Source organism: Fulvivirga imtechensis AK7, from assembly GCF_000331535.1.
Taxonomy (GTDB): domain Bacteria; phylum Bacteroidota; class Bacteroidia; order Cytophagales; family Cyclobacteriaceae; genus Fulvivirga; species Fulvivirga imtechensis.
Genome location: NZ_AMZN01000032.1, coordinates 70,278 through 83,821 on the forward strand (window position 1 = coordinate 70,278; position 13,544 = coordinate 83,821).

11 protein-coding genes and 1 pseudogene are annotated in these 13,544 nt (G+C 42.2%); 1 reads left to right on the plus strand and 11 read right to left on the minus strand.

Features of this window, described 5'->3' with window-relative positions; genetic code table 11:
• Nucleotides 1-11: 11 nt before the first annotated feature.
• The 6 genes and pseudogenes from C900_RS09730 to C900_RS09755 form a co-directional block, all read right to left on the minus strand.
• Nucleotides 12-692 carry an NADH:ubiquinone reductase (Na(+)-transporting) subunit D gene (locus C900_RS09730; RefSeq protein WP_009579638.1) on the minus strand — a complete coding sequence of 227 codons (681 nt, stop codon included), beginning with the start codon at nucleotides 690-692 and terminating at the stop codon, nucleotides 12-14.
• A gap of 44 nt (nucleotides 693-736) precedes the next feature.
• Nucleotides 737-1,498, minus strand: a complete 762-nt coding sequence (gene nqrC, locus C900_RS09735) for an NADH:ubiquinone reductase (Na(+)-transporting) subunit C (RefSeq protein ID WP_040496345.1) — start codon at nucleotides 1,496-1,498, stop codon at nucleotides 737-739.
• Nucleotides 1,485-2,690 (minus strand): annotated as a pseudogene (locus tag C900_RS09740) (NADH:ubiquinone reductase (Na(+)-transporting) subunit B). The gene nqrC and the pseudogene C900_RS09740 overlap by 14 nt, the downstream one beginning before the upstream one ends.
• A gap of 24 nt (nucleotides 2,691-2,714) precedes the next feature.
• Nucleotides 2,715-4,079: a Na(+)-translocating NADH-quinone reductase subunit A gene (locus C900_RS09745; protein WP_009579643.1), complete on the minus strand. Its 1,365-nt coding sequence runs from the start codon at nucleotides 4,077-4,079 to the stop codon at nucleotides 2,715-2,717.
• A gap of 111 nt (nucleotides 4,080-4,190) precedes the next feature.
• Nucleotides 4,191-4,895: a (d)CMP kinase gene (gene cmk, locus C900_RS09750; RefSeq protein WP_009579644.1), complete on the minus strand. Its 705-nt coding sequence runs from the start codon at nucleotides 4,893-4,895 to the stop codon at nucleotides 4,191-4,193.
• A 193-nt stretch (nucleotides 4,896-5,088) separates the two neighbouring features.
• Nucleotides 5,089-5,772: a hypothetical protein gene (locus C900_RS09755; protein WP_051052815.1), complete on the minus strand. Its 684-nt coding sequence runs from the start codon at nucleotides 5,770-5,772 to the stop codon at nucleotides 5,089-5,091.
• Nucleotides 5,773-5,836: 64 nt separating this feature from the next.
• Between C900_RS09755 and C900_RS09760 the strand changes: the two genes are divergently transcribed.
• Nucleotides 5,837-6,136, plus strand: a complete 300-nt coding sequence (locus C900_RS09760) for a sll1863 family stress response protein (protein ID WP_009579647.1) — start codon at nucleotides 5,837-5,839, stop codon at nucleotides 6,134-6,136.
• 34 nt (nucleotides 6,137-6,170) lie between these two features.
• Here C900_RS09760 and C900_RS09765 read toward each other — a convergent pair whose 3' ends face one another.
• The 5 genes from C900_RS09765 to C900_RS09785 form a co-directional block, all read right to left on the minus strand.
• Nucleotides 6,171-7,193, minus strand: coding sequence for a glutamine synthetase beta-grasp domain-containing protein (locus C900_RS09765; protein WP_040496347.1), 1,023 nt, complete (start codon nucleotides 7,191-7,193; stop codon nucleotides 6,171-6,173).
• Between the two features lie 20 nt (nucleotides 7,194-7,213).
• Nucleotides 7,214-7,750 carry a DUF4468 domain-containing protein gene (locus C900_RS09770; RefSeq protein WP_040496349.1) on the minus strand — a complete coding sequence of 179 codons (537 nt, stop codon included), beginning with the start codon at nucleotides 7,748-7,750 and terminating at the stop codon, nucleotides 7,214-7,216.
• A gap of 20 nt (nucleotides 7,751-7,770) precedes the next feature.
• Nucleotides 7,771-8,925 carry an outer membrane beta-barrel protein gene (locus C900_RS09775; RefSeq protein ID WP_009579650.1) on the minus strand — a complete coding sequence of 385 codons (1,155 nt, stop codon included), beginning with the start codon at nucleotides 8,923-8,925 and terminating at the stop codon, nucleotides 7,771-7,773.
• Between the two features lie 105 nt (nucleotides 8,926-9,030).
• Nucleotides 9,031-10,269 (minus strand): ammonium transporter, encoded by a 1,239-nt coding sequence (locus C900_RS09780; RefSeq protein WP_245558417.1) that lies wholly within the window; start codon nucleotides 10,267-10,269, stop codon nucleotides 9,031-9,033.
• Nucleotides 10,270-10,774: 505 nt separating this feature from the next.
• Nucleotides 10,775-13,501, minus strand: coding sequence for a TonB-dependent receptor (locus C900_RS09785; RefSeq protein ID WP_083867473.1), 2,727 nt, complete (start codon nucleotides 13,499-13,501; stop codon nucleotides 10,775-10,777).
• Between the last annotated feature and the right edge of the window lie 43 nt (nucleotides 13,502-13,544).

The following is a 13,544-nucleotide window of genomic DNA, read 5'->3' on the forward strand; positions in this document are numbered from 1 at the left end:
TGTCAAATATTTTAGTGTTCTACGTAACCTGTTTTTGAACGCTGTACCCATATCAATACTCCCAGCACCATAAATGCTCCGATGGAATCTACCATCAACCCATTTGTGGGGAAGTTTGTAATACCTACCGCCTCAAAAAGTTTGAAGTCAAATATAGATCCGGAGCCGAATAATTCCCTGAAAAATGCCACAGTAAGGATGATCCATGCATATCCAAAACCGCTACCCAATCCGTCAAGAATTGAATCATACGGCTTGTTTCCCATTGCAAAAGCCTCAAGCCTACCCATTACAATACAATTTGTAATGATCAGCCCAACGAAGGCACCCAATACTTTATACATATCGTAGCTATAAGCCTTTAACACCTCGCTTACCAGAGTAACCAGCGTGGCAATAACCGCTAACTGTACAATGATCCTTACTCTGTTAGGTATAAGATTTCTGAGTACAGATATGATCAGGTTAGCAAATACAATTACAAATACCACAGCTATCGACATGATAAGCGTGGGCTCCATTTTAACCGTTACCGCCAAAGCAGAACAAATCCCCAATACCTGGACAGTGATCGGGTTGTCCTCGTTTAGAGGGTCTGATATTAATCTCTTTCTTCTTTTTGAAAGAAGGGCTTCAGAAGGCTTCTGAACAACTTCTTCCTGCTTCTTTTGCTCTAAAGTTTCAGTACTCATAATGTTTTTATAGTATCTGTTATTTCTGACAACCTCACCTGATATTACAGCGTAGCGGTTGCTCCAGAATTTAATTTCTTAAAGTATCCCTGATAAGCATTCAGGTAGTTTTTCAGCATTGCGTTCACCCCTTTTGCAGTAAGTGTAGCGCCTGACAGCCCATCTACATGATGGTCGTCCAAGCCAGCATTTCCTTCACCTTTAACCATAGTCACGGAAACCAACTCGCCTTTTTGATTGTAAATCTCCTTACCAACATATCGCTGTTGGATTTCAGGGGTTCCTATTCTGGCTCCCAAACCAGGGGTTTCAGCCTTATGATCGAAAGAAACTCCCACAATAGTTTTCAACTCACTATCAAGAGCCACATATCCCCAGATCTTATCCCAAAGACCTGCACCATAGACAGGCAAAATATAGGCTTCTACCTGATCCGGATTTTCCGCACTCATATATTTGAATACGGGATATTGTCTTTCTTCAGGCTTCCTCTTGTAATTTTTTAAAATATTCACCTCTTCAGCCACTATCGCTCCGCCTTTTTCATCTGAGGTGATCTCATTGCCATTAATATCCACCACCAATGAAGTGATCCGTTCATTATACCTGGTGAGAACCTCATTGGGCTTCATTTTGCCAAGTACTTCCCTATCCATCACTGATGATAGTATAGAACTCTTGGTATCCAACTCAATGGACTTCTTTTGAGCAGGGGCCAATCCCTGAGAAGTCAGTGACAGCAATCCCCCAACTATTACGGTCATTATTGCTGTAAATAATATGATATATCCGTTAGACTGTCGCACGTTGTAACCTCCTTTTTTTATTAGCTATTACTACATAGTGATCAATAAGTGGTGCAAACACATTCATAAACAGAATGGCCAGCATTATACCTTCCGGATAAGCAGGGTTAAACACCCTGATCACAACCGTAAGCAAACCTATCAGGAAACCATATATCCACTTACCCGTTTCCGTTTGTGATGCGGTTACAGGGTCAGTAGCCATATATACGGTACCGAAAGCAAAACCACCAATTATTAAATGATAATAAGCCGGCATAGCCATATACTCATTAACTGCTATTCCGTTGAGCAAGAAGCCTCCTGCCAACCCTCCCAACACCACGCTGAACATCACCTTCCAGCTTCCAACACCGGTGGCTATTAATATCAATGCCCCTATCAAACACATCAAGGTTGATGTTTCTCCTATTGAGCCGGGTATAAAGCCAAAGAACATATTAGAGAATGAATAAATATCGTTAGCCCATCCGCTTCCATAAGCTCCCAGGGCAGCAATAACATTCTCACCTGATTCTACAGTGGTAGCTGCAATAGCCAGAGGAGTAGCTCCGGTAAATCCGGCTATAGCCTGACTTTGCTCTCCGATATAAACCTAGACATCGCCTGATATCTGGCTGGGATAGGCAAAGTACAAGAAAGCTCTTGCCGTAAGCGCAACGTTGAGTACGTTCATACCTGTGCCTCCGAATGCCTCTTTGGCGATAATTACTGCAAAAATAGTAGCAAGCGCCACCTGCCAAAGGGGAATAGCTGGCGGCATAACCAATGGAATCAGCATTCCGGTAACCAAAAAACCTTCATTGATAGGATGTTGCCTGATTACAGAAAAAATAAACTCCGTGCCTAAACCCGCGGCATAAGATACCACCAAAATAGGGATTACCTGCACAAGTCCTATCCATATTATATCACCGAAGCCGGCATCAGGCTGACCCGTAGCCAGAAAATGCTGATAGCCGACATTGTAAATACCAAAAAGCAAACATGGGATCATGGCGATGATAACCGTCATCATCAATCGCTTCATATCCATAGCATCCCTGATCTGCACACCTGTAGGTTTGGTTACATGGTTGGGCGCAAACAATAAGGTATCATGAGCTTCATATATATAGTAAAACTTCTCCCACTTTCCGCCTTTCTCGAAGTGAGGTTTTACTTTATCAAGTGCATCTCTTAAAAACTTCATTTTATCGCTCTATTACTTTATCAATTAACTATACTGCATCAAATCAATACCTTCTCTGACGATTTCCTGCAGATCGTGCTTTGAAACATCAATAAACTCACATAAGGCCACGTCCTCTTCCACTACTTCATAGATCCCAAGCGCCTCCATGTCATCAAAATCCTCAGCCAAAATAGCTTTAAATAAGTAAGTGGGGAGAATATCCATAGGAGTAACCTTTTCAAATATACCTGACTGCACAAATGCCCTCGGCTCTCCCTTCACATTGGTATCAAGTTTGTATTCCTTGTTAGGGAAAAGGAAGGAGAACAGTCCGAATGCTCTTTGAAAGCTAAGTTTTTGAGTTGTAGGCTTGATCCAGCCAAATAACTCATAATTATCACCCTCAGGAAGCACCGTAAGCATGTGATCAAAGAAGCCTAAGTGTCCATCACTGCCTATCATATGACCGGTCAGCGCATTGCCCGACACAAATCGAACATGATCATTTGCAAGGTTTCCTTCAATAAATTTCTTTATGGATGCACCTGTGTAAGTTTTGTAATACTGCGGGTTCTTCACTTCCGACCCTGCCACCGCAATGATTCTGGAGGCATCATATTTTCCTTCCAGGAACAACTTACCGATTTGGATCACTCCAAAAGGGTTGAGTGTCCATACAATATCACCTTTATTTATAGGATCGAGATGATGTATCTGTACCCCTACATTGCCTGCCGGATGTGGACCCGAAAATTTATTCAATTCCACATTCTTCACATGAGCGAAGATTGGCGACACCTCGGCATTGGCATTAATATTTACATGTACCGCACCCGTTGTAAGCTTTTTAAGGATATCTACCCCTGCCTGGAAGTAGTTTTCCTGACCCTTGAAGATGAGATCATAGTCAGGAGCCAAGGGATGGCTATCAAATGCTGAAATAAAAATAGCCTTTGGAGATTCTTCAGGATCAGCTATGATACCATACGGGCGTTGAACAATGCTTGGCCAAACACCACCGGTTAGCATCTGCTCCAGTATCTTCTCTTTTGACAAACCGGAGATATCAGAAACGGTATATTTGTCAAAGGTTTCGTATTCGATCTCTTTGTCAGCCAGAATAACGATCTCAAGGAGCTTTCTTTTAGCCCCTCGTCTGATCTCCACCACCTCGCCACTCACAGGAGCAACATGTAGTATCTTGTCATTCTTCTTATCAAAAAGTATGGGCGTACCGGCTTTAACGGTATCCCCTTCTTTGACTTTTAATTTTGGCCTTAAAATACCGTGGAAACTTGCAGGCTTGTACGCAAAAGTTTCAGGTTGCCCAACTTCTGCGATCTTCTTTTCAGCTTTGCCCGCCAGGTTGATATCAAACCCTTTTTTTAGCTTGATGAATTTAGACATGCTTTACTTTAAGATTCAAATCTAATCATTAAAATCGAGGGCAAAATTAACAATTTTTCCTACAATAAAAATGTAATGCAAAATTTTAAACAAATAAAAATTAAGGCATTATTATGCATCTATGGATTGTTTTTCGTCAGCCAGGATTTTGGTGACAGCAAGACTGACTACTTCATCTACCTGCTCTTCAAAGGTGAGGAAAGTAGTATCAAGCGTTACAGCGTCAGTTGCCTTCCGTAGTGGGCTTACTTCACGTGTACTATCGATGTGATCGCGCTTCTTCAGGTTTTCAATAATAACTCCCAGATCAATCAACTGTTCACGTTCGAGCAACTCCGCCTGGCGCCTGCCTGCACGCACATATATATCGGCCTGCATAAATATCTTCAACTCGGCATCGGGGAATACTACCGTACCGATATCTCTTCCATCCATTACCACCCCTTTTTTCTTTCCCAGTTTCTTTTGTTGAGCTACCATAGCCTCTCTTACCTCAACTATGCTACTCACCTGGCTAACATTTTCAGAGATATACATTTTACGGATCTCGTTCTCAACATTTAGTCCGTTAAGGAATGTTTCGGCAACACCTGTCTTTTCGTTAGGGTGAAAGGTGATGTCTATGTTTGCCAATGCTTTTATGATGTCTTTTTTATTGGTGAGACTAACATGATGTTGATGAAAATAAAGTGTAACAGCCCTATACATGGCTCCGGAGTCGATGTAGGTATACCCAAGGATAATTGCTACGGCTTTGGCAGTTGTACTTTTCCCACAGGCAGAATAACCATCAATGGCTAAAACAATTTTTTTCATATTGTTAGCAGTCTTTCATCGGACAAGGTATAGGCTTGCCCGGCTTCAACTTTCCATTTCTCTTTTTTGATGAAGCACAACCCAGCAACAGCAACGCTGAAATCATCAATATCAATAAGGATCGTAATGTCAGTTTCATTTTTCAATTACAAATATAATGTAATTATGATTCGCAAGCTTCTAATTTTTTGTTTTAAAGCTCTTGCTGATACGACATCTGAAATCCTATCTTCTGACCACCGCCCAACGCCAGGGATTTCTCCATTTTTTGCTGCAGTGTAATACTTCTTATTGAAGGGAAAGGAAGGGTAACCAGATCAGAATCAATAGCCTGAGATATGGCCAACTGTATGAATATACTTATATCTGCCGGAGTGTACGGGTGTCCTGAAAGACCTTCAAACATATAGTTAAGCTGGCCGTCACCTTCAACAAAAAAATGATTTTCGACATTAACAAAGAACCTGGATATCAGGTAGCCGGGGTCATTTATCCTATTATATTTAAAAGAATCGGCCATGAAATTGTAGACATTTATCTGCCCCAAATACTTCCTCATAAGATTATCCGTCACATACCTGCTTTTATTGACCCTGTGCTCTTTATCCAGGGTTATAATATTAGTATGCATAAAGAAAACCAAAAGGTCTCCAGCCACCTTTACATGAAATTCATTTTCACTAACATTGATCACAGCAAGAGTTATGTCTTTATCTTTCTTTTTCAGGTTACCGCTTATACTGGCAATTACCTTTAGGGCCTCTTCTTTTTGCAGCTCAAAGACTGATTTCAGATTGCGATAGGTCTCTTGTTTTGCACAACATTTTGTTTCCAGCACATGGGCTATGTGCTGCATCGGGTCTTGGTATTGGCTCATATATTGATCTTTGAACTTCCTGCTGATCTTTTACGTATTAACAAATAAACAAACAAATTGTGTTATGGGAAGAAAACCTGAGGGAAAAGCAGAAAAAATGTTCAAGGATATCGGAAAAAAGATCGATGAGCTTATTCAGGATCTTGATAAAGCCAAGGAGCGTGCTAAAGTAGAATATGCGGATGAGATCGAAGAGCTAAAGCGGAATGGAGAAACGCTTAAAAGTGGCTTCAATAAGTTTAAGGAAAATAATAAAGAGCGTTGGGAGGATATCGAAGCCAGCCTTGAAAAAGCCGGGAATGAACTTCGGAATGCTTTTGATGCTGCCTTTTCGAAAAAATCAAAAACAGAGAAGCAGGCCTAGACCTGCTTCTCCCGACAAGCAATACACTGCAACGTTATGCAGCGACCTCTACTTCTGCCTTTTTGACCGTTCTGATAATCCTGGCAGCAATTTTATAGGGATCACCGTTGGAGGCAGGTCGTCTGTCTTCAAGCCAGCCTTTCCAGCCATTTTCCACTGTCCCTATAGGTATTCTTATCGATGCACCTCTGTCAGATACACCATAGCTAAATTTATCAATAGATTGTGTTTCATGGGCGCCTGTTAACCGCTGATCGTTATCAGCTCCGTACACTTCAATATGTTCTGTTACAAGTGGAGCAAAAGATTCACACACCTGCTCATAAACCCCTCGTGAACCTGCATTTCTCAATAAGTCGTTAGAGAAGTTAGCATGCATTCCTGAACCATTCCAGTCACCCTTCAGAGGTTTTGGATGCCAGTTGATGGACAAGCCATATTTTTCTGCGGTCCTTTCCAGCAGGTAACGGGCAATCCACACCTGATCCCCAGCCTCGGCGGCTCCTTTGGCGAAGATCTGGAATTCCCACTGCCCTGTAGCCACTTCGGCATTAATACCCTCCACATTGATCCCAGCTTCCAGGCATAGATCGAGATGCTCTTCAACAACTGACCTGCCAAAAGCATTGGTGGCGCCTACAGAACAATAGTACGGACCTTGCGGGCGAGGGTACCCTCCGGTAGGGAAGCCTAACGGAAGATTGGTTTCAGGATTCCACAGAAAATATTCCTGCTCAAATCCGAACCAGAAATCATTATCATTGTCATCAATAAGCGCGCGCCCATTACTTTCATGAGGTGTACCATCAGGATTTAGCACTTCCGTCATTACCAGGTATGCGTTCTTTCTATCAGGGTCCGGGAATATGGCTACCGGCTTGAGCAAGCAATCGGACGAATTTCCCTCTGCCTGCTGTGTTGAGCTACCATCGAATGACCACATGGGGCAGTTGTCAAGACTGCCATCAAAATCAGTTACTATTTTTGTTTTGCTTCTTAGACACTGGGTTGGTTTGTTACCATCCAGCCACACATACTCTAATTTAGTTTTTGCCATAGTTTTAATATATTTATTATTTACCAATCTGTCGTTTCTAATTTATCTGCTTCTATTTCTTTTTTGATAGCCCAAAGCACTTCATCCATATGAGCCTGAACTTGCTTTTCAATCTTTCGTAACAGGGCACTTTTAAACTTAAAATGCTCGTTATCAACTGGCACCGGTTCATCTTGAGATTTTTCGAACCGGCCATACCGGTCTCTTTCAATTGCTGTGAACCAGATATTATGCATAGTGTACCTGAACTTCTCATCCTTTACATCGACTATAAAATCGAAAGCGACCTCGCCAGCAGGATTCTTAATAGATCCAATCAACTTGTTGTAAATTCTCAGCTTTCCTGAGCCGCTAATTTGATTAACACAATCCAGTTTGAGTTCCGAAATATTATGCGTTTTAAAATAGTCGACTATTTCATGGTATATTGTTGCTTTATCATACCCTTTGCAGGCTATTATACCTTCATATTGAATTGATGGTATACCAGCCGGACTCCAACCAGTATCGAGGCTGGCTACCATCAATAAGTTGAGGATCAAAGCAATCTTTAACATTGTTGTATCTATTAAGATTTTTAGAAAGTATAAACTGCCGCCACTAAAAATGACATCAGTTTAGTACTTGCATGTAGGTCTTTATCCTGGAAAGAATCTTCAGATGTAGCATCCAATCGCAATTCGGGTATTATTGTAAGATTACCCACCTTTGCATTGGCAGAAAGTGTCAAATTCACCACGCTACCATCTCCATGAGCATCAAGGCCGATTACATCAAGTCCGCCATTATATACTTTGAAATATTCCAGGCGAGTACCTACAGCTATTGCCTCAGATGCCTTGAACTGCAAATAGCCCGCGGCTCCGTAAAAACCGGCGCCATCACCTTCAGCATCATGCACATCAGCGCCATCATAAACTTCGCCTACGCCAGTAGTGTTATAAGTAGCATTTACGCCCAGGTAAAAGGCATCTGACAGATCAAAGCCAGTGGTAAGATCTGCCTGAAAGGTCTTCCCGGCAGATACCTCGTCAATTCCTCCAACGGGCTGGTTGTCTTTGATTTTACCATCCTGATCTCCATACAAAAAGTTGAAGAAGGTTTTACCAAACAAACCAACCTGAAGCCCCATGGTATAGGTACCAAATGGATTAAATTCCGTAAGGTCGGAAGGGTTCATCACTGAAGCCATCACCGAGATATCATCTGACAGAGCAATGTCGGCTTTCAACCCTGTATGGGAAAAAGGACCATAGGAAAACATATATGAAGTGGTATAATGAAAGTTTCCTGCCGGTGATATTACTTCGTATCCCAGAAAGGTATTGAAATTACCTAATGTCAGTGTTACTGATCTACTAACATTCCAGTAAGCATAAAGCTGGTTAATCATCTGAGAGCTACCTCTTTCCGCACTGTAATAGGGCGAAGCAAAAACAGCATCTTCTCCTCTTGGTCCGAATACAAGGTCTGCAACAAAGCCACCTCTATCACCCTCATAAGAACCTATGAGATTGACCATTCCCAGGCTAAAACCCGGCAGGTTACCAAATGAAGTTCCTGGCGCCTGATATCCTTCTCCGCTGTTATTGGCATTTAAATTGGACCGAAAGTACACATCCACGGAGCCTGAGAAAGAAAATTCGTTTTTAGTATCTTCGTCCTGAGCCAGTAGTTGATTGAAAGTTGTGAAAAATAGTAGCATTGCAAATAGCGTAAATGACTTTTTCATTTTACTTTTGAGTTAAGTTAATAATTGAGTTAACTGACAGAAGCCTGTATTCCCCGGAGAAAAGGTGAGATCTTTCTCCGGGAGGGCTTCTAATTTATGAGTTGTCTATTCATCGTAGACGATAGTATATCCCCGAATGCCATGCTCATGGCTATCAAGACCTTCCAGCTCATGTTGCTCTGAAACCCTGATACCAAATGCCTTTTTCAACAGGAAGAAGATCAGGAATGCTGATGTAAATGCAGTGATACCACATACAGCGACCCCGAATAGTTGCGGCAGGAAAGGCAGGGCATTACCCGTTGTATCCACACCAAATATACCCACAGCCAATGTACCCCACACACCGCATGTAAGGTGTACAGATACTGCTCCTACGCAATCGTCTAATTTGAATTTATCTAAAGTAACTGCTGAAAACACCACGAGAATTCCGGCCACCAGACCCACGACAAGCGCCCATCCCGGGCTTATTACATCAGCCCCGGCAGTGATCCCTACCAAACCGGCCAGTACTCCGTTGAGTACCATACCAAAATCCAGCCTTTTGAACACAAAATATCCTGCAAATAGGCCTCCCAGCGCCCCGGTACAGGCTGCCAGGCTGGTGGTTACCAGCACATACGATACCGCTCCGGGCTTCCCGGATAGCACTGACCCTCCGTTAAACCCAAACCAGCCCAACCATAGCAGAAATATACCAATAGTTGCCAGTGGCACACTTGAACCTGGTTTGTCAATCACTTTACCGTTGACATACTTGCCAATACGTGGCCCTAGTAGAATAATACCTGCTAATGCACCCCAACCACCTACCGAGTGTACCAGGGTAGAGCCCGCGAAATCGTAAAATCCGGCAGCATCCAATGCACCACCACCCCATTTCCAACTTCCGATGATCGGATAAACGATACCCACAAAAAGCAGTGTAAAGGTGAGGTATGATGAAATTTTTATTCTTTCGGCAACAGCACCAGATACTATAGTAGCTGCTGTAGCGGCAAACATGGCCTGAAAAAGAAAATCTGTCCAATAGGTATAACCTCCGCTGGCATATTCTGTGGAGTTGCCATTAAGGGGAACATCGAGAAAAAAACCTCCGAATGAAAACCATCCTGGGACCTCAAATCCGGGGTACATCAGGTTAAAGCCTATTATATAATAGGTAAGAATTCCAATAACTGGTGTCAAAGTGTTCTTAAACAGGATATTTACGGTGTTTTTTGACTGACTGAACCCTGCTTCTACACCTGCGAATCCCAGGTGCATAATAAAAACCAAAACTGTGGCCAACATCATCCAGACATTGTTGGCTGTAAACAAACCTTCGACCGAAATGGCCATAAGATCGTCCACCTTGGCTGTTGCATCCAGAGCACTCTCTCCGGATGCCATTAAGAACTCGCTTAGAAATAGCTTCTCCATAATTACTTGCATTGTTTTAAGTAGTGAAAGCATTCGAAAGTATCGAATTATAAACCAAAACAAATACAAAAAAAGGTAATTATGAAATCGTTAGGGTTATTTTTTACCCTATATTGGAAATATACATACCTATATTTAATGTAATAGGGTGTTTTTTAACCTTATTATTTTTAAATATTTACAAAAAATAAATATTATGGGTATTTAGAAAACCTTTGCATTAACAGAATTGGAATTACAGAAGCTGATTTTTTAAAAATGTGAAAATTTTTGCCACTATAGCGTAAAATAATGCCACAAGTGCTATAAACTCTTAAAAAAAGCTAAAATTAAAATATAGAGTGCTAATCCAATGAAAAAGCAACAAAAAAGCCCTCCAGTATGTCCTGAAGGGCCTTTTTAAAAGTGTGATTCAACCAGGTCGTTACAACTTAAATCCGAGTTTAGCAAAGTAGAATGCACCATTGAATCCCATCTGAACAGGATCCCAATTGCCACCTGTTTCTGTTTCAGTGTCCTGTTTAGTAGGGAGTACATTAAATATATTTGTTCCCCCAACAACCACTCGTATATTATCTGTTATCCGGCATCCTACGGAAACGTCAGTAGTAATTCGTGCTTCATATATATCCTTTTCATCTATCCAATCGATTAGCACCACTTCATCAAACCGCACCAGCCTCAAATTAGCATTGAGTCTTTTCCAGGTGTAGTCCAGCGTAAGGTTAACTTTGCTATTAGGTGCCGATGCCAGTAGAAAATATTGCTCCCTCCTTCCAAAATAGATATCTTCTTTACCCTGTAGTTTCTCATTTGTTTTAACATCCTCAATTTCCATGTTGTTAAAATTGGCTGCCAATGTAGTTCTTAGGTCCCCTGCTCGAAGTCGTGTTGAATATTGCAGCACTATGTCTACTCCGGTTGTTCGTGTGTCTACCGCGTTAGTAAAGAACTGAGCTGCGCCTACATTAAGCGTTTGTAACTCATCTCCAATCTGCGGATCAGTATCCTCAAAAGCTCCGGTTAGCACGATCCGGTCCTGAATATCAACAAAATACCCATCCACTGTCACTGAAAGCCCACTGACAGGCTCAGCGGTAATACCTGCACTAAAGTTAAGCGCCTTTTCCTGTTTTAGCTCAGGAATGCCCAGCGCCCGGGTAATAGGACTGTTATTAGGAGCAATGAATTTATCAATAGCGTTACCTGATACAAAATCGGTAAAAACAGAATTGAAATGGATCTGCGCGAGCGAGGGGGCTCTGAAGCCGGTACTTGCCGATCCTCTCACGGCAAATTTGCCTGTAGGAGCCCAGCGCGCAGCTATTTTACCGTTTAATGTATTACCAAAGTCGCTGTATCGCTCGCCTCTTATAGCCACTCCCATCATGAAAGACTTCGTAAAGTCCATTTCAACATCCACATATCCTGCAAGGTTAGTCCTGTATTCATCCACTTCATTGTCAGGCCTGAAGCCAGGAAACCCTTGCGAACCTCCGGGACGTGCCACTACAATATCATACTTATTTTGTGTATTTCCCTGGCCGTCAAGGATTGGGTTATCAAATTCATCTACCAGGATATCGTTATTATCAAATAAAACAACGTTACCGTCACTGTCCAGGTAGTCACCAGCTTCATTCTGCCAATAAACAATTTCATCAATAGGCGTGTCTTTATCCACCACATTTCCATTAATATCGAAACGCGAATATGACCCGACATCACCGGCAAATATTGAATAATTTTCCAGCCGGTATTCACTTCCAAAAGCCACATTTATTCCTTCAAAGGTGTTTTCAAAAAACCGTGAAAAGTTTATGCCTGTGGTATTTTGACTAAGTTTGAATCCTCCTGCATCAAACCGGGTATTTGAATTTTCCAATAGCGTGGCATTTAAAGAGCCCTCAACAAAATAATGAAACATGTTTTGCCCAAACGTGTTGTTAAAATCTACCTTCCAATCATTCAATTGACCTTTAATACCTGTTGATACAGACTTATCAACAATTTTGGACAGAATATGCGGATCAAAGCCGTTGGGATAAATAGCCAGTACATTACGTTCATCAATATCACCACGACTCCAGGCGTAGGCATCGGTATCTCTGAAGTTAAAGCCTCCAAAAGCATAGAACTTGGTTTCACCCGTTATTGGCACTTCGGAATTGAAGTAAACACCGAAGTTATCAGCTTCAGCATCTCCAAATTGTCGTCTGTAAATATCAAACTGACCAGGGTCGGCGGGCCTGTTGGTCCTTCCTTTGTGAAGGTAATCCATGGTCATGTTTACGAAACCCTTATCCCCTATTCTTACTCCATAGTTGCCATTGACCTGAAACTTCTCACCATCTCCTTCTTTCGTTATTCCGCTGGTAACAAACCCACTAAGTTCATCTACACTGGATTTGAGGACAATATTTATTACCCCGGCTATAGCATCGGAACCGTACTGTGCACTGGCACCGTCACGAAGGATCTCAATCCTGTCGATAGCTGAAATAGGGATGGCATTTAAATCGGTACCGGTATTACCCCTACCTCTTGTTCCGAAAATATTTATCAATGAGGATTGGTGCCTGCGCTTACCGTTTACCAGCACAAGTGTTTGGTCAGGACCAAGTCCTCTGATACTGGCCGGGTCCACATGATCACTACCGTCTGCCCCTGATTGCTGGTTAGCGTTGTACGATGGCGCCACATACTGTAGCATCTGATTTACATCGAGTTGTCCTGAGGCAGTAGCGATCTCCGACAAAGGAATAATATCTACCGGCACCGGTGTTTCCGTAGCTGATCTGGTCAGGCTACGAGAACCCACGATCTCTATTTCCATCAATTGCATCACATCCTGCATCATCACCATATTGATCTGAGACCTGCTGTTCACCCTTACCTCTTCTGTGATAAAGCCAATAAAGCTAAAAACAACGGTGGCCTGTGGAGAACTCAGCGTAAGTTGATAGCTTCCATTGACATCTGTGATGGTACCGTTACCAGTGCCTTTTTCCACTACGTTTACCCCTGCCATGGGTTCATCTTCTATATCAGTGATTTTGCCACTGATGGCAAAGTCCTGACCAAAAGCCAGCCCCGCTGTCACCAACCAGAAGAGTAATACCTTTAGGCATATTCGTAAGTTTCTTATCATAGTACTACTTTGTCACATTCAACTAATTAGTAATCAGCGATTT